This is a genomic window from Nocardiopsis quinghaiensis, from assembly GCF_008638365.1.
GTDB classification, from domain to species: Bacteria; Actinomycetota; Actinomycetes; order Streptosporangiales; family Streptosporangiaceae; genus Nocardiopsis; species Nocardiopsis quinghaiensis.
On sequence record NZ_VWVU01000020.1, the window covers coordinates 55,220 to 75,976 of the forward strand.

Below are 20,757 nucleotides of genomic sequence, written 5' to 3' on the forward strand. Positions count from 1 at the left end.
ATCCAGCTCTCTCGGACAGCGCTGCGGAGCGCACCGTCCGAGAGGGGTCGTCATGGGCCCGGCTCCGCACGGTCTCGCGCCATGCCCCCGCACGCCCCGCCGGGAAGGAGACCGACACGGTGACCTGCAACCCCCAGCAGCACCGACCCGCCGGAGCCGGACAGGACCCGGAGGGGCCTCCGCCCAGCGGTGTGGTGGTCGGCGTCGACCTGCGCGGCATCCAGGCCTACGTGTACAGCGGTAGGCGCATCCTGGACGCGGTCGGGCGCGCCGCCCTGGTCGCGGAGCTGACCGACACCTCCGACGCCGAGCACGGGATCGCCGACCTGGTTCCACCGGACTGCGTGGTGCTGCGTGACGCGGGGGGAGCGCTCACGGCGGCCTTCCCGGACGCGGCGTCGGCACGCGAGTTCACCGCCCGCTACACCCGCCGTCTACGTGACCGCGCCGGTGATCTGACCCCCGTGGTCGCGCACGTGCCCTACGGCCCCCTCCCGCGGGACCGGGCCTCCGGAACGCACGCGGCCACCGGGGCCGGTGCTTCCGGGGTCGGCGCTCCCGTGGTGGCGCGTGCCGAGGAGGCCGGGCACCCGGTCGGGGTGGACGAGGCACTGGCCGTGCTGCCCGCGCGGCTGCGCGAGGCGCGGCGGTACATGTCGGCCCTGCACACCCCCGCCCACGGGTACGGGATCACCGCCGTGTGCTCGGTCAGCGGCGGTCCCGCCGAGTCGGTGGACAGCAGCCGCGCACAGGACGACCACGCCGACGTCCACGAACGGGTGGCCGCGGACGTGGCACGGGCGCGGGGGATCGGTCGCCGCTGGCACCGTGCCCACAGTTCCGCCTGGCTGGCCGACGCCGTCACCGCCACCGGCGCGCCCTCCCTCACCCTGCCGATGGAGGTCGACCGGCTGGGCCGCGACCACGGCGGTGTCAGCCGTGTCGCGGTCGTGCACATCGACGTCAACGGCCTCGGCGCGATCCTGGGCGACTACCGCGAACGCGCGGGGAACCCGGGCGTGCCCGGCTCCGGTGCGCTGGCCCAGCGGCGCCTGTCCACCCGTGTCTTCGGACTCATCGAGGGGCTGGCCCGCGTCCTGGTCCGCGCCGTGGCGGCCACCGTCCACGCCGATCCCGGCCGGCGGCCCGTCATCCCCGGTACCGGTACCGCCGGACCCGTCGCCCTCCACCACGTGCCGCCCGGGCCCGTGGGCGTGCCGGTACGGCCCATCGTGGTCGCCGGGGACGACCTCACCATCCTGTGCGACGCCCGGCTCGCCCTGAGCCTGGCGCGCTACGCGATCGACTGGCTGGACGCCGACCCCGTGCTCGTCGGTGATCCCCGCGACCCCCGCGTGGGCCTGCACCGCGCGCTCGCCGAGGCCCACGGCGACCGCCCCGGCGGCGGCCGTACCGTCGTCGGGTCCGACGGCGCCGCGCACACCACGTTCGTGCCCACGGTCGGGGTGGGGATCGCCGTCCAGCCGGTCGGCGCGCCGCTGTCGCTGGGCTACGACCTGTGCGAGGCGATGTGCCGTCGCGCCAAGGAGCACCGGGTCCAGCTCGTCGAGGACGACCCCGAGACCCCCGACGAGCACGCCGTGGCCTGGACGACGCGTTCCAGCGGGGTCGACCGGGTGCTGCGCCGCCTCGACCAGGCCCGCCGGGCACCCGGCCCGCGGACCGACCTGCCGTTGACCGGGACGGGGTTCACCCGCTTCCTGGACCGCTACCTGTCCGCCACCGCCCCGGGCAGCCTGCTCGCCGACGGCGACACCCGCCACCGGGGCTGGCTGGTCTCCGCGCTGGTCCCACTGCTGGAGTCGGGCACTGATCCCGGCCCCGAACTCGCCCGCCGCGCCCACGTGCCGGGAGACCCCGTCGAGCTGCCCCGGGACTGGACACCCGGCGGGCTGCTCGACGCGGTCGAGGTGATGGACCTGCACCTCGACCCCGGTCTGGCAGCGGCCCTCCCACCCCACCGGCCCCAACCACAGGGGCGGACCGGGGCCGGTGGCCCACTGGTCCGGGCGGCTCATCCGGGGCGTGCGCCCCGATGAGCCGCCCGGACCGCGTCGTGGTGCACCTGGCCTCGCCCGCGCTGTTCGTCGGGGCCAGCGCGGACGGTACGGGCGCCGACACCGACGTGGTCACCGACGAGCACGGTCTGCCCTACCTGCCCCGCCACCGCCTCGCCGCGCGGCTGCGCGCCGGCGCGGTCGGCGCGCTGGCGGTGGCGTCCGGACTGGCCGGGGCCCGCGACGAGGTCTTCGGCCGCGAAGGCTCCCACGAGGCGGACCGGATCCTGCGGGTGGGGCACGCCGTCCTGGCAGACCGGGTGCGCGCGGCGGTCGCCCGCGCGGTCGCCGGTCGCGCCGAACCGGTGCGCTCCACCCTGCGCCGCGCGGTCACCGACGCCTACACCACCCTGGAGTCGGGGATCGAGGCCGGTCCGGACGGGGCCTCCGAACCGGGCCGCCTGCGCACCCACCGGGTTCTCCTGCCGGGGTTGACCCTGACCGCAGCACTGACCTGGGCCTCCCCGCCCCGCGAGGAGCACTGGCGGCTGCTGGCCCGTGCCTGCCTGGCCACCACCCGGATCGGGCTGCGGGGCACACGCGGCCGGGGCCGGGTGGACGTGCGCCTGGCCGGGCCCGGCGACACCGACCCGAACGCCGTGACCCTGTGCCTGGCCGCGCCCGTGAGCGGGCGCGAGGGCGGGGAGGGCGCCTCCGCCGCGCCCTCGACCACGGGGACGCGGAGCCGCGGCGATAACGTGAATACTTCTCATGTCCGGCATCCGCTCCGTGCCCCCGGGCGTGGCCGTGACGGCGGCGCGTACACCCCGGCGCGGTCCCCGGTTCCCGGCCACCGGAACGCGGAAGGGAGCGGACCCGTGGACGCCTCCGCGGTGAACGGTTACCTGCCGCTGCGCCTCGTCCTCACCGACACCCTGGCCGTGCGCACCTCCTTCGACCCGTTGCGCGTCGACTCCGAGCACACCATCAGCGGACGCGCCCAGCGCGGCATGCTCGCCGCCGCCCTGCGGCGGGCGGGCCGCGACCGCGAACTCCACGACTGGGTGGCCCGGGGCGAACAGGTCCGTTTCGCCCCCGCCCACCCCCGGCTGGAACCGGGCGCGGACCCCGACCTCCCCGGCGTCTCCCCGAGGAGGGCCGCCGTCGCCTACCCCGCTCCCGCCTATCTCTACACCCCGGGGAAGAACGGCGACACCACGGTCGACGCCTTCGGCGACACCGACCCCGCCACGCCCTACCGCGCGGTCCGCGACCCCCTCACCCCCGACCGCTCCCTGCGCGCCGCGGTGCGCACCACCTCCGAGCGGTACCTCGGCCGTCCCCGCACGGGCGAGGCCGCCCGGAGCGTCCCCTTCTTCACCACCAGCGTCGACCCCGGCCAGGTCTTCGAGGCCCGATGGCAGCTGCGCGCACCCGACTCCGCCTCCCTCGGACGGCTCGCCGAAGACATCACGGATTTCCTCGCCGGGGCCGACGGCACCCTCACCCTCGGTTCCGGCGGCACCCGCGCCCACGGCGGTGTCCGTGTGGCCCCCGTGGACCCCGGCCGGCTCCTGGCACCGGACCGGGTCGACCCCGTCCACGCGCGCTCCTGGGAGGCCGGGGCCCCCGTCGACCTGCTCCTGCTCTCCCCGGCGCTGTTGGTCGGCGCCGACGGCCAGGCCCGGCCCCAGGCCCTGGTGCCCGCCGTGCTCGACCTCCTCGCCCGGCGCCTGCCCGGTGTCCGCGCGCACGTCCTGGCCAGCCATGTGGAGGCCGGGCTCGTCGGCGCCTACCACCGCGGCTACCAGGGGCCCATGGCCCAGCGCTGGGCCGCCCGTCCAGGCGCGGTGGTCCGCCTGCGCCTGGACCGCGGCCTGACCGCCGACCAGGCCCGCGACCTGGAGGCGCACCCCCTGGGCGAGCGCCTCGTGGACGGCCACGGCCAGTTCACCCTGCTGCCCCCGCCCCCTCCCGGTCCCGAACCCCTCGCCCCCGTGGCCGTCCCCCTCGCGGAGCGTGCCCCGGACACGGAACCCCTTCCTCCCGAGTGGGACGATCGGCTGCGCGCCCTCCACGACGACCTACTGTGGAACGCCGCCGCCCAGCCCGTCCGCGACCACGCCCGCGCCCTGGCCCGGGCCTCGGCGCGCCGACTGGATCCGCTCACCCCCCACCTGCTGAGCCGCCTGCGCGAGATCGCCGTCCATCCCCACCCCACCCCCGAGAGCGCCCTGGCCGCCCTCGAACGCGTCGCCACCGGGCACGCGGATACCGATTCCGCCGACGCCCACAAGGCCCCGCACGACCGCGCCGTACGCGCCCTGGCCCGCGCCCGCCTCGTCCGCCCCGGCGGACGGGGGTCCGTCACAGTCCGGTCCTGGTGGGAGGGGATGTCCGGCCCGAGAGCCGCCGCCTGGTGGTCCGACAACCGGCCCGACCCCGCGCACAGCCCGGCCTACGCCCGCGCGATCGCGGCCGTGGACCTCTCCCTGCCCGACGGCCTACCGCCCGACGACCACCCCGGCGCCCTCTCCGACCGGGCCCGCGACTGGGAGAGGCGCGCCGCCCCGCGCCTCGCCCTGACCCTGGTCTCCTCATGGCTGGCCGAGGCCGCCCGCGCTCCGCGCGCCGAAGAGGACGGGGGACGTCCCGGCGGGGGAGGCCCCGAGTGAGTGGCGAACCCGACGGGTCCGGGCTGCTCTGGGAGATCGCCCTCCGGCTGTGCCTGCTCTCCGACACCCATATCGGCGCCGCGCGGACCGTCCCCCGCCACACCGACGAGAGCGGTGTGGACCTGTACGTGGACCGCGACCCGCGCACCGGTGCGCCCCGCCTGCGCGCCACCACCCTGGCCGGGCTGCTGCGCCACGAACTCTCCGCACGCACCGGCGACCCCGACAGCGTCCGCGCGCTCATGGGCGCCGCGCGGACGCGCACCCCCGGTGACCGGGACGCGCCCGCCATGAGCGCCCTGGACGTGGACGACGCCCTCGCCGAACTCCCCGAGGAGGCCGCGGTCGAGGTCCGGACCGGCACCCGGGTGGACCCGGCCTCCGGCACCGTCCAGCCGGGACGCGTCTGGCGGTGGGAGATCCTGCCGGCGGGCACCGTCCTCACCGCGCACATGCGCCTGCACGTGGAAGCCCCGGTCGACGAGGCCCGTCTGCTCACCCTGCTGCTCCTGGCCACCGACGGCCTGGCCGGGCCCCACGGCCCCGGTCCGGGGATCCGCGTCGGCGGCCGCACCGGCCGGGGCTACGGCGCCGTCCGCGCCACCCACTGGGCGGCGCACCGCCACGACCTCACCGACGAGTACGGCTGGTTCGCCTACCACGCCCGGTCCTGGGCCCAGCGCTGGGAGGACGGCGCCCACGCGCTCGCCGACGCCCCCGCCGACCTGGCCACCGCCCTGGCCACCGGCCTGCGCGCCCGCGGCCGCACGGCGACCGCCGCGCACCTGGCCGCCCGCGCCGACCAGCCCGACCACCGCCACCGCGACGAACTCCACCTGACCCTGGCCGTCGCCGAGCGGTCCGACCCCACCGGCCCGCCGGCGCGCGGCCTCCGCCCGGGGCTGCTCATGGTCGGCGACGCTCCCGCCCACGAGCGGATCGGTGCGGTGGACCGGGCGCACCGGAACCGCCCCGCCGTGACCGACCCGGACAAGGCCGCCGTCCACCTCGCCCCCGTTCTGGGCGACACCGCGCTGTTCGCCCTGTTCAAACGGATCGGCGGCCGCCTGGCCCGGGACGCCGCCGAACACCTGGACGCCCCGCCCGACCGCTGGCGGGACTGGCACGGGCGCTGGTGGGGCGCCGATACCGACCGCCGCGGACGCCCGCGCCCCTCCCGTATCCGGCTGCGCACCATTCCCGTCCTCACCGGCGGCGAGCCCCTGACCACCACCCGCCTGACCGTGGACTCCCTGTTCGGTGACGCCGTCGACGGCCGCCTGTTCACCACGGACCTGCACTGCGGCGGAAGCGCCGAGGCGGTCGTGGACGTGAGCGAACCCGACGACGCGGTGCGCGGCCTGCTCACCCTCCTCGTGCGCGAGCTGGCCACGGTGCCGTTCGACACCCTCGGCGCGGGAGCGGGCAGCGGGAACGGACGCCTGACCGCGACCCGGGCCCTTCTGAGCACCCGCCCCGACGACGGTGGCCCGCCGCGCACGGTGGACCTGCTCGCCGCCGTGTTCGACCCCGACGGCGCGGAGGCCGCCACGGCACGCGGCTGGCTGACCGCCCTGCGTGCCGCGCTCGCTCCCGACGACGGCACGAAGGAGGCACCCCGGTGAACCACGACCCCCCGAGACCGCAGGGCCTGTCCGTCCACCGCCTGACCGACGGCCAGGTCGACGCGGTCCTCACCGACGTCTTCGTCCGCGGCCGGCGGTGCCGTCTGCTCGACACGGGCACCGAGGACGTCCCCGGCTCGCCCGGCCGGCCCCAGTGGCTGCTCGCCGAACTCGGCGACGGCCGCCTCACCGGCGCCTGCCCGGGCGCACGGTGGCGCCGCTCGGACCAGCCGCCCACCGGAGACCCGGCGGTCCCGCCCCCGGGCCCCGGCAGCGACCGCTGGCGGATCCTGGAGGTCCTGGTGTTCGGCCCGCACGCGCAGATCCGCGTCGGCGAGGGCGCCGGTGCCGGGTGGATCAGTGCCGACGCCCCCGGACCGCTCCCGGAGTGGCTGCGCCCGCGCGACCGGTCCTTCCTCCTCCAGGGCTGGAACGGCCCGGCGCACAGCCGCACCCTGGACGGCGAGGTGCCCTTCGCGGTGACCCGGGAGCCCTCCGGGACCCGGGCCGTCCTCCCGGTGGAGTGGGCCGACTTCTCCGGCCGTCCGCGCCCCGGCCCCGACGGCAGGACCGCCCTGGAGAGTTCCGGCACCTGGCTGACCGTGCGCGAGTACTGGGCCGGCGATCCCGGCACCGGCGCGGTCGGGGTGGCCTTCCACCGGCTCACCGGTATGCGTACGGGCACGAAGCCGACCGGGCCGGAGTTCGACGTGGGCACCGGCGACGAGATCCGCGGGAGGGGACCCCGATGGTGAACCCGCGCGAGGTCGCCGCGCGGCTCGGCGGCGCGTCCGCTCCCGCGCGCCGGGACGGCCGCTTCCAGGCCACCGCGCCCTACGGGCTGGTCCGGCTCGCCGACACCCCCATGCCCGCCTCCGACCTGCACGGCGAACACTCGGCCGACGAGCTCCTGCGCAGCCACGACCGCACGGTGCGGGGCACCCACTCGGGGTGGATCGACCTGACCCTGACCACGCTCACCCCCACCTTCGTCGGCCAGACCCCCGAACGCGGCCGGGTGAGCGCGTCCCTGCGCTTTCCCCACGGCGACCGCCGCCTGCCCGCCGTCCCCGGCTCCACCCTGCGCGGTCTGGTCCGCAACACCGTGCGCATGCTCACCAGCGGCGAGACCGGTCCGGTCAACACCCCGATGCTGTTCTTCCGCGCGCCCGTGCGCATCGATCCCGACAGCAACGACAGCACCCTGTCCACCCGGGCCCGCCAGGTCATGGCCCACCAGCACTCCCACTACCGGAGGCGCCGCGCCGGGCTGCGCACCAAGCAGGGCTTCCTGTTCCACTCGCCGGCCGACGGGCACTGGAACGTGGTCGAGGTCCCCGCCACCGCCCTGTCCGGCGAGCCCGGCCAGGCCCTCAAAGTGCCCTTCGCGGTCCTGCGCGAGAGCCTGCGCACGTGGGACTTCGGAGTCGAGGACTTCCCCGATCCACCCAGGAGCAACACCTACGTCCCCACCACCCACGAACAGCACGGACACCTGCAGTACCGGTGGGTGTACGCGGTCCACCTGCCCGGGGAGCGGCGCGTGGCCGCCGTCGCGCCCACCGCCGAGGAGGCACACGCCCACCTCGACGCCCGCACCGCCTCGGCCCGCGGCCTCGGCGGGGGCGGCGTGGTGCACGCCCTGCTCGTCCTGACCGGGGTCGCCGCCGGCGAGCGCCGCAACGCCTACCTCTTCCCCCGGCCCCCGGACCTGCGCGAGGGCCTGCGCGTCCCCGACGCCATGGTGGAGCTGTTCGAGTCGGCGGAGCAGGTCACCGGCTACCAGCGCGCCGCCTTCCCCGACACCCTCGGCACGGGGCCGGCCGACCCCGGGCGGGAACCGGTCGCCGGGGCCGGCGGCGGCCTGCCCCGGCACGGCCTCGAACCGGTCTGGTTCGACCTCGACCCCTCCGGCGCGGTGGTCTCCTTCGGCCGTTCCGGCGGCTACCGCATCGCGGTCAGCGACGACAACCCGATCCGCCGCGCCCTGCCCGCGCCCGTCCTGGGCCCCCAGCACGGGGACCCCGACCGGTCCGTGCTGGCGGGACGCACCGTGGACGTGTGCCGCGCCCTGTTCGGCGACACCGACACCTTCGCCGGCGAGTCGGGTGCCTCCAAGGGGCGGGTGTCGTTCGGCAGCGCGCTGAGCACCGACCCCGAACCCGACTACCCCGACGGCGCGGCCCTGCGAGTCCAGCTGCTCTCGCCCCAGCGGGGCTGCTTCGCCAACTACCTGGTCCAGGGCCCCGACGCGGACTCGGGGGAGCGGCCCGACATCATCACGTGGTCGCACGAGGGCCGGGTGCGCCTGGGCGGGTACAAGGCGTACCTGCACCGGCACCGCGCCGAACTGGGCAGCCCGGTCCGCTACGACGCGCGCGCCCGGGAGGAGCTGGGGCTGATGGTGCTGCGGCCCGGTCCGCAGGTCGAACCGCCCCGGGACACCCAGCGCGACATCATCCCCCTCCGCGACGGTCTCACCTTTCACTCCCGCATCACCTTCACCAATCTGACCGACGGTGAACTCGGCGCGCTGCTACGCGCGCTGCTGCTCGACAACCCGGTGGACGGGGGAGACCCCCACGATCCCGAGTACGCCCACAAGATCGGTATGGGCAAGTCGCTGGGCATGGGCAGCGTGCACCTGAGGCCGGAGCTGTACCTGGTGGACCGGCGCGCCCGCGCCCTGGACCCGGGCCCGGCAGCCGGGGTCGTACGCGCCGGGGGCCGCCGGGTCCAGGGGTTCCTGGACGCGTTCGGCGCCGCCCTGGCGGGCAGACGGCTGCCGGGTGAGCCCGACCCCGAGCGGTGGCGGCGGGTGGAGCAGGCGGTGGACGTGTGCCTGGCCGGCCGGTGGCGCGGCCGTCTGCCCTGGGAGGAGACCGCGGTGATGTCGCTGCGCGAGTTCGCCGAGTACCCGGTGCTGCCCCCGCTGACCCGGCGGTTCCGCGACGCCGGGTGGTCCGGACGTGCGTGAGGGGAGGCCGCCCCCTCCCGGTCAGCCGCCGATGGTCTCGGCCAGTGCCTCCAGCAGGTCCGCGCGCGTGTCGGGGTCCTCCTGGGCGTGCGCCCACAGGGCGGGAACGGATCCCTCCTCCAACAGGGCGCACAGCAGGGTGTCGAGCGCGTCCTGGGGGTCGGCCTCGAAGTCCGCACGCGACCTCTGGGCCCGCGCCGTCAGATCCAGGGCGGTCCGCTCCAGCCACGCGCGCTCCCGCCCGCCCAGCACCTCGCGCCGTCCGGTGCCCTCCTCCACCGGTTCGGGGGAAGCGGGGACGGGGGAGTAGGGGGCGCTGCGGGCCCGGCCGCGCGCCTGCTGGACGAGGTGGAAGTGGACGGGCATGCTCACCGCCATCCGCCCCAGGACCCCGGTGAGCCTGCGGGCGACGTCCTCGCCGCCCATGTCGGGCAGCAGCCCGCGCAGCAGCAGTCGGCGCCGCTGGTCGGGGGTGCGGCCAGGGTCGGCGTCGCGCCCCGAGGCCAGTTCCGCCAGCTTGCGCAGCAGGTAGTCGCCGGTGGCGGTGGAGACCATGGGCGGTTCCTTGACCGCGGTCACGGCGCGCCCGCGCAGGTCGGCGACGGGTACGGCACTGCCGTCCTCGGTGAAGGAGACCGTCTCGCCCGGGTGGATGTCCTCGGGCAGGTCGGCGGCGGGATTGCCCCAGCCCGCGGTGAGCACCAGCATGGCCAGCGCCTCCTGGTCGACCAGGTCCGTGGCGACCCGGGCCACGTCGCGGCGCTGCGCCCAGCGGCGCGGGCGCTCGGAGAAGGCGCAGCGCACCTGTCCGTCGGCGGTGGCCTGGGGGTAGACGCGGCGCAGGTTCTTGTAGGAGCGGTCGCGGCGCACGTCGTCCAGGGCGTCGCGCAGCCGGTGGGCGGCGGTGCGGTCGACGCCGGTGCCGTCGGGCGCGGCGCGCCGCATGCGCACGGCGACGACGCCGTCGGGATCGCCTCCGTGGGCCGGGCACGGGCAGTACTCGGCGCACAGGTCGACATAGTCGCAGAACTGTTCGGAGTGACCCGAACAACCCTGCGCGGTTCCGTCCGCGGAACAGGGCCCGCATCCCAGCACGCGCGTGAAGGCGCGCAGGAAGGAGGCGGAACCGAACAGCTCCCAGGCGGAGCAGTGGTGCGTGCTCACGAACTCTTCTCCCCGGTGGTCCGGGGCCGGGTCGCTTCCCCAGCCCTCCGGGAAAGCGCGTGCGAAAGAGACGCGAGACCTCAGGTGGCACCCCCGCGTCAACGGGAGGCCACGTCCCAAAATAGGTCTGCCGAGGTGGAAATGTCAACGATTGGACTCTCGTACCAAGCTGCATAAACACCCAGAGACACTCACGAAATGGACAATGGCAACAATGGCCTCAGCCTTTTCCCGGATCTCCCGTGCGGCATGGTGCTCCGACGGGTGCGGCCGTGTCCGAGAGACTGCGGTGAGGGCCCCGGAACGGGGCGCGTCACGGACGGGCCGGGCGTCCCGTCCGGCCCGTCCGGAGCGAGAGGAACGGAGGTCGCCGGATGCGGGTGGTCAACCTGACGCCGCATGTGGTGACAGTCGTGGACGAGAGATCGCGCGTCATCCGGAGCTGGCCGGAAGCGGCCCAACCCGCCCGGGTGGAGGCCGTACGCGTCCCCATGGGACTGGAGGTGGCCGGGGTTCCGCTGATGGCGGAGAAGCGCACCCGGGCCAACCTTCCCGAACCGCAGGAGGGGGTGTGGTTCATCGTCTCCTCCGTGGTCGTCTGCGCCCATCCCGAGCGCCGGGACCTGCTCGTGCCCTCCGACCTCGTGCGCGACGGCAGCGGTGTGGTCACCGCCTGCCGTTCCTTCGTGGTTAGCGGTCCCCCGGTACGGGTCGGCGGCCGAACCCAGGGGAACAAGCCGGTGTCCGGTGGGACGAGGGTGAACGCCTGAGACGGGTGTGAGGATAGGGACGACCATGAGGAGCCGGGACCACGGGGAACGGGCGCTTCCGTGGGGAAACGCCGCACGGGCGCAGTAGCGTGGTGGCCGACCACACCCCCTTCCCGGGAGGGACGCCGTGGACGGTCCCCGTGCCGCTGTCGTGCTCGTCGGGCGAAACCCCACCCCCGCGCTGCTGTCCTCACTCACCCTTCCCGCCGACCACCTGGTCCTGGTGGCCAGCGACGGGACCCGCTCCCTCGCCCGACGGGTCGCCGCCTCCGTGGAGCGGCTGGCCTCTCCCGAGTCCGTGCGGGTGGTGAGCGTGGGCCCAGACCCCCACGACTTCGGCCCGGTCACCGACACCATGGCCGCCCTGCACCGTGCGGGCGGCGGCGAACCCTGGTTCCTGGACTACACCGGCGGCACCAAGGTGATGAGCGTGGCCGCGGCCCTGCTGCACGAGCGGTCCCTGCCCCCGGACCGCCACCCCCGCGCCCGCAGCTGGCGCCACTACCTCGACGCCGTCCGCGACACCCTGCGCACCGCCGACGGCTCCCATCCCGGGCGCCCCGTGGTCAGCGACGGCGTCGACCTGCGCACCCTCGCGGAGATCCACGGCGCCCGCTGGCTGAGGAACCGCGACCCCGAACCCGTCCGTCTCTTCGCACAGGGAGGACGACAGGCCCTCCGGGCGCGCTTCCCCGACCTCTCCCCGGCCGTGCGGCGCGGCGTCGTCGCCGAGGGCCGCGTCCTGTCCCACCTGCTGCGCCACACGCGCCGCCACCCCGACACCGAGGTCGTCGGAGCCCGCCAGGTCGCCGACCCCCGCCACCCCGACGGCTCCATCGCCGACTTCGACGCCATCGTGCGCTACCGCCACCGGGTGCTGTGCGTGGAGGCCAAGGCCCGCCCCGGCGACGTCGTGGCCCGCGCCGGGTGGACCGTGGCCAAGGCCCGCCGGGTCTTCGGCGCCGCCGCCCAGGTGCTGTTCGTCCACACCGGCCCCGCCGTCCCCGGGCTGCGGGAGCGTGTCACCGCCTACAACCCCGCCCTGAGCGCCCGCAGCGTCCACGTGTGGAGCCTGGACGACCTGCTGTCGCGGCTGACCTCCTTCGAGGAGATCCGCAGGGCCTTCTTCCCGGGGCCGGGAGCCCCGGGCCCGGCCCGCCCCGGGCCCGACTCCGCACCGCCGGAGCCCTCCGCGCCCCCGCCGCCCGAACACCACCCCGGCCCCCGGGACGGACCCGTCCTGGTCACCTCCCTGGGCGGCAGCCGCCTGGGCACCCTCACCGCCGTACACGCCCACCGGCCCGCCAGCACACTGATCCTGCCCTCCAGACAGAGCGTGCGCGACGGGGTACGCGAGTCCGCCGCCCGCACCCTGCACGCCGCCGAGCACCCCGGCGCGCCGCCCGCCGACGCCACCCGGCTGAAGGAGGCCGGGTACCGCGACCGGGTCCGCTTCACCCCCGACCCCGTGGACGGCTTCGACGCCGACGCGGTCGCCACCGTCGCCCGGGACTGGATCATCCGGGAACAGGACACCGAACCGCCGCCCCCGGTCATCGCCGACATCACCACCGGGACCAAGGCGATGAGCCTGGGACTGGCCCTGGCCGCCCGCCGCTCGGGCGCCTGCGCCACCTACCAGCTGGCGCGCAGGCGCACCGTGGTCTGCCTGACCCACGGCTCGCTGCCCCTGCGGGGCCGCGCCAGCGTGGACTGGTCGCTGGTCCTGCCCGGCTACACACCGCTGACCGGTGGCCGGCCGGGGGAGGGCGCCGGGGGCCCGGCCGGGTCCCTGGCCGAGCGGGTGTGCCCTGCGGCCCGCTCCCAGGTGGACACCGGTCTGCTCGACGCCGCCCGCACCGCCCTGGTACGGGCGGCCAGCGGGCCGGTCGGGGTGTGGCTGGACGCCTCCCTCACCGACCCCGAGGAGTGCCTGACCGCCCAGGAGCGGCCCAGCCTGGTCCTCACCTTCGACGACCGCGCGGTGGGCCTGACAGCGCCGGGCTGGTACCGGCGCCGCACCCCCGGCGGCCGGGTGCACGGGGTCGGCCGGGGCGCGTGGGCGCAGAGCGTGTTCGCCGCCACCGTGCACCTCGGCACGCGCTGCGACGTGGCCGGAACGGTGGTCGCCCTGACCCGGCCCGGAGGCGACGTCAGCCGCGCGGTCGAACTGGTGGACTGGATCGCCCACGCCGACCCGGAGCGGGAACCGGGGCGGATCGCCTTCGGCGAGCCCCTGCGCCCCCTGGTGGCGGTCGCCTCCCCCGGCGCGCTGCCCCCGCTGCTGGACACCGACGTCAGCAAGCTCTAGAAACCACCCCGCCGACAGTGCCACTGGGAGCAAGATCATCGCCGTTGGGGAGCCGCCGCCCCGACAAGACCGACTTTTTGCCTGCTCAGCGGCCCGCACCACGGTCCGCGCGGTCCCTTTCCGGTGAGGATGGAAGGGGCAGGGGAACGTCGTGGGAACGGAGCCGGCGGTGCGACACGGGGTACGGGCCCCCGGACTCGGCGGGCTCATGGCGGTGGCGCTGGCCACGGGGTGCTCTCCCGCGGACACCCCCTTCCTCGGACAGGAGGTCTCCTGGCGGCCCTGCCACGACGGGGAGGAGGCCGCGGCCGACCGGGGAGCCGATCCGGAGTGGCTGGAGAACCTGGAGTGCGGCACGGTCACCGTTCCCCTGGACCACGACGAGCCCCACGGGAGGACCCTCGACATCGCGCTGGTCCGCGCGCCCGCCGACGGCCCGGAGGAGGACCACCTGGGAGCCCTGGTCGTCAATCCGGGCGGTCCCGGTGTCTCGGGCGTCCGGGCGCTGGAGTCCCCCCTGTTCGGTGACGGGATCCGCGCCGCCTTCGACCTGGTCTCCTTCGACCCGCGCGGCGTCGGGGCGAGCGGGGGCTTCGCCTGCGGGGACCGGTACGCCCTGATCGACGCCCGTCAGAGCGTGGCCGGTACCGACCCCGGCGACCTGGACGCCGCCGAACTCCGGCCCCTGGCGAACGCGGCCCGCGAGTACGCCCGCGCGTGCGAGGGGAGGGCGGGGGAGGAGTTCCTGGCCCACATCGGCAGCGTCAACGTCGCCCGCGACCTCGACATCGTCCGCGACGCCCTGGGCGAGGACCGGCTGAACTTCGTCGGCTACTCCTACGGCGCGCTGATCGGCGTCCTGTACGCCCACATGTACCCGGAGAACACCCGGGCGCTGGTCCTGGACGGCGCCGTGGCGACCGGGATGTCCAACGCGGAGGCCGCCGTCGACCAGGTCGCCGCCTTCCAGCACGCCTGGGAGATGTTCCTGGCCGACTGCGTCGCCGAGGTCGGCGCGTGCCCGTTCGCCGGCGCGGACCGGGGCCGGGGCTCCGGGGGAGCGGGAGCCGCCAGCGAGGCCGACGCCCGGATGGCCGGCCTCCTGGAGCGGCTCGACCGGGACCCCGCCCAGGTCCGGGGGATCCCGGTGGACGGCCGGATGCTGCTCACCATGGTCGGTATGGCGCTGTACCAGGAGGACAGCTGGGACCCTCTCGCCGACGTGCTCACCGCCCTCGCCGAGGGCGACGCCCGAGGGGTCGAGCGCCACCTCGGGCGGTTGTACGACGACACCTTCGGCCGGTACGCGAAGGCGGAGTCCGGCGAACCCGGGACGGGGCACCAGGACGCGGGGGCCGCCTACACGGCCGTGAGGTGCGCCGACCGCGCCGATCCGGAGGACGTGGCGGCCTACCGCGACGCCGCCGACGAGGCCGCCGACGTCTCCCCGCTGTTCGGCCCCGGCCCGGTGTGGGACCACCTGCCGTGCGCCTACTGGCCCGGGACCGAGGAGGCGCCCACCGCCCCCACCGCTCCTGAGGCGCCCCCGATCGTGGTCGTCGGCACCGTCGGCGACCCCGCCACCCCCTACCCCTGGGCCCGGGAGGCGGCCGAACGGCTGGAGACCGCCACCCTGGTCACCTACGAGGGTGCCGGGCACACCGTCTACGGGTGGGGGCGCAGCCCGTGCGTGGACGGTGCGGTGGACGCCTACCTGCTCACCGGCGAGGTGCCCCGGCCCGGGCTCACCTGTCCCCCGGCAGGAACCTGAGGCCGCGTGGGCCGTCGACGTCCGGGGGCGGGGGAGAGCCGGAAGACCCGCTGTCCGCCTCAGGGGCGGCTCCGCGGCGCGACCGGGCCACACCCTTCCCGGCCCCTTCTCCTGGGGTCACGGCCAGGAGCGTACACTTGAGTCATGGCCGATACGCGCGCGGTGGATCAGGGTCCCTTCCGGACCGCCCTCATTCCGGGCTCGGCCACCGCGGGCTCCTCGACCGTCAGCCGATCGACCTCCGTTCTCCCGGAGGCACCCCGCACCGGCCTCACGGCCCTGCACGGCCACGGTTAGCGGCCTCCCCGCGTATTCCCGCCTTCCGCGCCCCCACGGGCGCCCGCGACCGTGATCCCGCGATCCGCGGACCGTCACTCCCCGCGCACGTCGCGCGCCGCACCGCGTCCGTCCGAGCTCTCGCGCCGGACCCGCACCGCACCTCTCCATCCAGTCCCGCACCACCATCCCCGCCAGTCGGCTTCACCGGCTGCGCCCACGGGTGCGGCCGTGCCCACAAGGCCGGCCGCGCCACTCTCGAAGGGACCCCTCGTGAAGTTGAGCGAGCTGCTGCACGGCCACGACCACCAGGTACTGCACGGAGACCGGGACGTTCCGATCACCGCCGGGCCGTGCCTGGACGCCGACCGTGTGACCCCCGGTTCGCTCTACATCGCCCTGCCAGGACACCCCGAGGGCGGTCCGGAGGCCCTGGGGGAGGCGATCGCCCGCGGGGCCGTCGCCGTCATCGTCGAAGGACCGGACCCGGCCGGGGACCGGCCGACGGACCCCGGGGTGCGCGTGGTCCGGGTACCGGACGCGCGGATCGCGACGGCACTCGTCTCGACGCGCTACCACGGTGAACCGGGGCGCGCCATGGACGTGGTCGCCGTCACCGGCACCAACGGCAAGACGTCGGTGTCGTCCATATTCGAGTCGCTGCTGAGGATCTCCGAGGCTGCCCGGGTGGGGGTCATCGGGACCTCCGGCGCCCGGACCGGCGGCGACCCGATCCTCATGCCGAGGTCGGTGCTGAGCACGCCGGAGGCACCGGACCTCCAGTACCTGCTGGCGTGCATGCGCGACCGGGGCAGCGACAGCGTCGTGCTGGAGGCGACGTCGATGGGGCTGCTGAACCACAGGGTGGAGGGCTCCTTCGTCGACGTCGGGATCTTCACCAACCTGACCCAGGACCACCTGGACGACCACGGCACGATGGAGCACTACAGGGAGGCGAAGATGCTCCTGTTCGGAGGCATGTGCCGGCGCGCCGTGGTCAACGCCGACGACCCCGTGGGCGCCACGATCCCGGCCATGATGCCCGGTGCCGTGACCACCTACGCCATCGAGGCGGACGCGGACTACCGGGCGACCGACCTGGTCGTCGACGCCTCGGGGACACGGTTCGTCCTGCACCACGACGAGCGCAAGTACCCGGCGGCGATCCCCATCCCGGGCCGCTTCTCGGTGTCCAACGCGCTGGCCGCGGTGGCGGCCTGCCACCTCCTGGGGCACGATCTGCAGGGCCTGGTGGACGCCCTCGACCGGATGCCGCAGATCCCGGGACGGTTCGAGCACTTCGGCACACCGGGCGGGGTCTCCGTCATCGTGGACTACGCCCACTCGCCCGACTCGCTGGACAAGGTCCTGTGCACGATCCGCGGGTTCGCCCCGCACCGGGTGCTCACCGTCTTCGGCTGCGGCGGCGACCGGGACACCACCAAGCGCGTCCGGATGGGTGAGATCGCGGGCACCTACTCCGACCTGTGCGTGCTCACCTCGGACAACCCCCGGTACGAGGACCCGGAGGCGATCATGGACCAGGTCGTCCCGGGGATCGAGGCGACCGGCACGCCCTTCGAGCGGGTCGGCGACCGGCGCGGGGCCATCGCCCTCGCGCTGTCCTCGGCCCGTCCCGGGGACGTCGTCCTGGTCGCGGGCAAGGGCAGCGAGTCGTACCAGAGCGTCGGTGACGACCTCGTCCCCTTCGACGACATGACGGTCGTACGCGAGCTCACCCGCGCCTGAGGCCGCGCTTCCCCCGCGGAGGGGACCGCCGCCCGGCGGGGGAGCGGCCGCCGCGCACACGGCCGCCCCGGCCGTGTCCGGCCGGGGCGGCCACCCGTGTGGGGCGGGCTACAGCTTCGAGGCGGCCGCCTCGTCCAGCCAGAACACGGTCCGCTCCGCGCCGCGCGCACCGGCCACGGGGGCCTTGTCCACGCTGCCCCCGGTGAGGCCCAGGCGCACGGCCTCGGCCTTGCCCTCACCCGAGGCCAGCAACCACACCTCGCGGGCGGCCCGGATCGAGGGCATGGTCAGGGACACCCGCCGCGGCGGCGGTTTGGGGGAGTCGTGCACCGCGGTCACCGACGCCTCCTCCTCACGCACCTCGGGCAGGCCCGGGAACAGCGAGGCCACGTGCGCGTCCGGGCCCACGCCCAGCAGGCACACGTCGAAGACGGGCACGGGTCCCCGGCCGCGCGCGGCCACCGCCAGCTCCCGGCCGTACCGGGTGGCCGCGTGCTCGACGTGGTCGCCGTCCATCCCGTCGGAGGCGGGTATCGGGTGCACGTTGTGCGGCGGGACCGGGACCGCGTCGATCAGCGCCTCGCACGCCTGGGTCTCGTTGCGCTCGGGGTCCTTGTCCGGCAGGAACCGCTCGTCGCCCCACCACAGGTGCACGTGCGACCAGTTGATCCCGGCCTCCCTGGCGTGGTCGCGCACCGCCTCCAGGGTGCGGATACCGATTCCGCCCCCGGTCAGCACCAGGTGGAAGTCGCGCTTGTCCGACTCGGCCTGGACGATCATGTTCACCAGCTTCAACGCGACGCTGTCGGCCAGCGCACCCGCGTCGGAGTGGCGGACGATCTCCGGTTCACTCATCCTCTTGCTCCGCTTCCGGTGAGCAGCGGTCCCAGGTGACGGGCCGCGCTCTCGTAGATCTCGTCAGGGTCCAGACGGCGCAGCTCCTCGGCCAGGGCCCTGGAGGCGTTGCGCCGTGCCAGCGCCACCGTCTGGTCCGGCTGCCCGAACCGCGACAGCGTGGCCACCTGGCCGTCCACCCGGGAGATCACGATGTCCCCCTGGTCGGTGGTCAGCCGGACCTCGGTCAGGCCGGGGCCGTTGGAGGTGCCGCGCTCCACCGGCACCTCCAGCCGGTCCCTCAGCCACGCCGCCAGCAGTTCGGCGCTCGGATAGTGCGACTCGGCGGTCACCCTGGCGGAGGTCACCCACCCGCTCGGCTGGTCCATGGCGCTGGCCAGCAGCGAACGCCACGGCGTCAGCCGGGTCCAGGTCAGGTCCGTGTCGCCCGGACTGTAGTGGGACACCCGCTCCACCAGGTCCCTCAGGGGGTCCGGGGCGCGCAGGGCGTCGGTGATCCGCCGCTGGGCCAGGCGCCCCACCGGGTCGGCGGCCGGATCGGCCGGGCCCACGCCCGGCCACCACGTCACCACCGGCGCGTCGGGCACCAGCAGCGGGGTGATCACCGAGTCGGCGTGCTCGCCCAGCGGCCCGTACAGCCGCAGCAGTACCGCCTCGCCGGGTCCGGAGGTGCCCGGACGGCGGATCTCGGCGTCGATGGCCGGTTCGGCCTCGGGGTCGCGCCGGATCAGCGCCACCACGCGCGAGGGGTGCTCGCGGCCCGCCTCGGTGGCGGCGCGCACGGCGTCGTAGTGGTCGGCCTCGTCGGTGACGATGACCAGGGTCAGCACCATGTTCATGGCACCGCCGCCCACGCTGAGCCGCTCGGACATGAGCGCCTCGGTGATCTGCGAGGTGGTGGTGCGCGGCAGGTAGAGCGTCATCGGTTCCTCCCGGCGGTCTGGTGGCTGGCTACGGGCGTCGCCACTGGCGTCCGTCCCCGGCGAGCAGTCGATGGGCCGAGTCCGGGCCCCAGGTGCCCGAACCGTACTGCTCGGGACGTCCCTCCTTGGCCCAGTACTCCTCGACCGGGTCCAGGATCTGCCAGGACAGCTCGACCTCCTCCTGGCGCGGGAACAGCGGCGGATCGCCGATGAGCACGTCCAGGATGAGCCGCTCGTAGGCCTCGGGGCTGGCCTCGGTGAAGGACTGCCCGTAGGCGAAGTCCATACTCACCTCGCGGACCTCCATGCTGGCCCCCGGCACCTTGGAGCCGAAGCGCAGCGTCACGCCCTCGTCCGGCTGGATGCGCAGGACCAGGGCGTTCTGCCCCAGCTCGCTGACGTCGGAGCGGGGGAACAGCTGCTGGGGCGCCGCCTGGAACACCAGCGCCACCTCCGTCACCCGGCGGCCCAGCCGCTTGCCGGTGCGCAGGTAGAACGGCACGCCCGACCAGCGCCGGGTGTTCACCGCCAGCTTCAGCGCCGCGTAGGTCTCGGTCACCGAGTCGGAGGGGATGCCCTCCTCCTCCAGGTAGCCGCGCACCGACGCGCCGCCCTGCCAGCCCGCCGCGTACTGGCCGCGCGCGGTGCCCGTCTCCAGGTCCTCGGGCAGCGACACCGACGCCAGCACCTTCTCCTTCTCCGCGCGGATCGCGTCCGCGTTGTAGGAGATGGGCTCCTCCATGGCCACGAGCGCGAGCAGCTGCAGCAGGTGGTTCTGGATGACGTCGCGGGCCGCGCCGATGCCGTCGTAGTAGCCCGCGCGGCCGCCCACACCGATGTCCTCGGCCATGGTGATCTGCACGTGGTCCACGTAGCTGCGGTTCCACAGGGGCTCGAACAGGGTGTTGGCGAAGCGCAGCGCCAGGATGTTCTGGACCGTCTCCTTGCCCAGGTAGTGGTCGATGCGGAACACCGACGTCGGCGGGAACACGTCGTCCACCACCGCGTTGAGCTCCTGGGCGCTCGCCAGGTCGTGCCCGAACGGCTTCTCGATCACCACCCGCCGCCACGGCCGGACCCCGTGCGTCGCCTCCTCCTCGCCGGCCTCGGCGAGGCCGCAGCGCTTGAGCTGCCTGACCACGGTCGGGAACAGCTTGGGCGGCAGCGACAGGTAGAACGCGTAGTTGCCGCCGGTGCCGCGCGCGGAGTCCATCTCGCGCACACAGTGGGCCAGGCGGTCGAAGGCGTCATCGTCGTCCAGATCGCCCTGTACGAACCGGATCCCCTCGCTCAGCTGGCGCCACACGTCCTCGCGGAAGGGGGTGCGCGCGTGCTCGCGCACCGCGTGGTAGGCCTGTTCGGCGAAGTCCTGGTCCTCCCAGTCACGGCGGGCGAACCCCACCAGGCCGAAGCCCGGCGGCAGCATCCCCCGGTTGGCGAGGTCGTAGATGGCGGGCAGGAGCTTCTTGCGTGCCAGGTCGCCCGTGACGCCGAAGAGCACCAGCACGCTGGGTCCGGCGATGCGGGGCAGTCTGCGGTCCAGGGCATTGCGGAGCGGGTTGGGTACCGCTCCGGGCATCACCGGTTCTTTCACGTATCCCGTCTTCCTGTCGAGAGTGGCCGGTGGACGGCTGGGTCCGCGC

General features: G+C 75.2%; 13 protein-coding genes. 9 read left to right on the forward strand and 4 right to left on the reverse strand.

The window, feature by feature from the left end:
* Positions 1-119 precede the first annotated feature (119 nt).
* The 5 genes from FYX01_RS19595 to FYX01_RS19620 are packed head-to-tail and all read left to right on the forward strand — an operon-like array spanning position 120 to position 9,295.
* Entirely contained in the window at positions 120-2,060 is a 1,941-nt protein-coding gene (locus FYX01_RS19595) for a hypothetical protein (RefSeq protein ID WP_394350490.1), read from the forward strand.
* Complete coding sequence (locus FYX01_RS19605; protein WP_394350491.1) at positions 2,057-4,693, forward strand: hypothetical protein; 2,637 nt, start codon at positions 2,057-2,059, stop codon at positions 4,691-4,693. Before FYX01_RS19595 ends, FYX01_RS19605 begins: the two co-directional genes overlap by 4 nt.
* The gene (locus FYX01_RS19610) at positions 4,690-6,318 is read left to right on the forward strand and encodes an RAMP superfamily CRISPR-associated protein (protein WP_150243498.1); all 1,629 of its coding nucleotides are present in this window, start codon (positions 4,690-4,692) and stop codon (positions 6,316-6,318) included. Before FYX01_RS19605 ends, FYX01_RS19610 begins: the two co-directional genes overlap by 4 nt.
* A complete protein-coding gene (locus FYX01_RS19615) occupies positions 6,315-7,073 on the forward strand; it encodes a hypothetical protein (RefSeq protein ID WP_150243500.1) in 759 nt (252 codons plus the stop codon). The genes FYX01_RS19610 and FYX01_RS19615 overlap by 4 nt, the downstream gene beginning before the upstream one ends.
* Positions 7,067-9,295 (forward strand): TIGR03986 family type III CRISPR-associated RAMP protein, encoded by a 2,229-nt coding sequence (locus FYX01_RS19620; RefSeq protein ID WP_150243502.1) that lies wholly within the window; start codon positions 7,067-7,069, stop codon positions 9,293-9,295. Before FYX01_RS19615 ends, FYX01_RS19620 begins: the two co-directional genes overlap by 7 nt.
* A gap of 21 nt (positions 9,296-9,316) precedes the next feature.
* Here FYX01_RS19620 and FYX01_RS19625 read toward each other — a convergent pair whose 3' ends face one another.
* On the reverse strand, positions 9,317-10,459 hold the full coding sequence (locus tag FYX01_RS19625) for a hypothetical protein (RefSeq protein ID WP_150243504.1): 1,143 nt from the start codon (positions 10,457-10,459) through the stop codon (positions 9,317-9,319).
* A 374-nt stretch (positions 10,460-10,833) separates the two neighbouring features.
* On the opposite strand from FYX01_RS19625, the gene FYX01_RS19630 reads away from it, so the two are divergent.
* The 4 genes from FYX01_RS19630 to FYX01_RS19645 all read left to right on the forward strand — a co-directional run bounded on the left by FYX01_RS19630 (position 10,834) and on the right by FYX01_RS19645 (position 17,336).
* Positions 10,834-11,229 carry a hypothetical protein gene (locus FYX01_RS19630; RefSeq protein ID WP_150243506.1) on the forward strand — a complete coding sequence of 132 codons (396 nt, stop codon included), beginning with the start codon at positions 10,834-10,836 and terminating at the stop codon, positions 11,227-11,229.
* Positions 11,230-11,356: 127 nt separating this feature from the next.
* Complete coding sequence (locus FYX01_RS19635) at positions 11,357-13,540, forward strand: CRISPR-associated protein (RefSeq protein WP_150243508.1); 2,184 nt, start codon at positions 11,357-11,359, stop codon at positions 13,538-13,540.
* A gap of 208 nt (positions 13,541-13,748) precedes the next feature.
* Positions 13,749-15,311: an alpha/beta hydrolase gene (locus tag FYX01_RS19640; protein WP_150243610.1), complete on the forward strand. Its 1,563-nt coding sequence runs from the start codon at positions 13,749-13,751 to the stop codon at positions 15,309-15,311.
* A gap of 549 nt (positions 15,312-15,860) precedes the next feature.
* Positions 15,861-17,336, forward strand: a complete 1,476-nt coding sequence (locus tag FYX01_RS19645; protein ID WP_150243510.1) for a UDP-N-acetylmuramoyl-L-alanyl-D-glutamate--2,6-diaminopimelate ligase — start codon at positions 15,861-15,863, stop codon at positions 17,334-17,336.
* Between the two features lie 108 nt (positions 17,337-17,444).
* Here the strand turns inward: FYX01_RS19645 and pgl are convergent, their stop codons facing one another.
* From pgl to zwf, 3 genes are read right to left on the reverse strand one after another with little or no spacing between them, the layout of a single operon-like run.
* Entirely contained in the window at positions 17,445-18,191 is a 747-nt protein-coding gene (gene pgl / locus FYX01_RS19650) for a 6-phosphogluconolactonase (RefSeq protein WP_150243512.1), read from the reverse strand.
* A complete protein-coding gene (locus FYX01_RS19655) occupies positions 18,188-19,114 on the reverse strand; it encodes a glucose-6-phosphate dehydrogenase assembly protein OpcA (RefSeq protein ID WP_150243514.1) in 927 nt (308 codons plus the stop codon). Before FYX01_RS19655 ends, pgl begins: the two co-directional genes overlap by 4 nt.
* A 28-nt stretch (positions 19,115-19,142) precedes the next feature.
* Positions 19,143-20,693, reverse strand: coding sequence for a glucose-6-phosphate dehydrogenase (zwf, locus tag FYX01_RS19660; protein ID WP_150243612.1), 1,551 nt, complete (start codon positions 20,691-20,693; stop codon positions 19,143-19,145).
* Between the last annotated feature and the right edge of the window lie 64 nt (positions 20,694-20,757).

What these genes read in the sequence shown, in the direction of transcription:
- FYX01_RS19640 (WP_150243610.1), top strand. Translation starts at nt 13,749, where the DNA reads ATGGCGGTGGCGCTGGCCACGGGGTGCTCTCCCGCGGACACCCCCTTC.
- FYX01_RS19630 (WP_150243506.1), top strand. Translation starts at nt 10,834, where the DNA reads ATGCGGGTGGTCAACCTGACGCCGCATGTGGTGACAGTCGTGGACGAG.
- zwf (WP_150243612.1), bottom strand. Translation starts at nt 20,693, where the DNA reads ATGCCCGGAGCGGTACCCAACCCGCTCCGCAATGCCCTGGACCGCAGA.
- pgl (WP_150243512.1), bottom strand. Translation starts at nt 18,191, where the DNA reads ATGAGTGAACCGGAGATCGTCCGCCACTCCGACGCGGGTGCGCTGGCC.
- FYX01_RS19655 (WP_150243514.1), bottom strand. Translation starts at nt 19,114, where the DNA reads ATGACGCTCTACCTGCCGCGCACCACCACCTCGCAGATCACCGAGGCG.
- FYX01_RS19605 (WP_394350491.1), top strand. Translation starts at nt 2,057, where the DNA reads ATGAGCCGCCCGGACCGCGTCGTGGTGCACCTGGCCTCGCCCGCGCTG.
- FYX01_RS19620 (WP_150243502.1), top strand. Translation starts at nt 7,067, where the DNA reads ATGGTGAACCCGCGCGAGGTCGCCGCGCGGCTCGGCGGCGCGTCCGCT.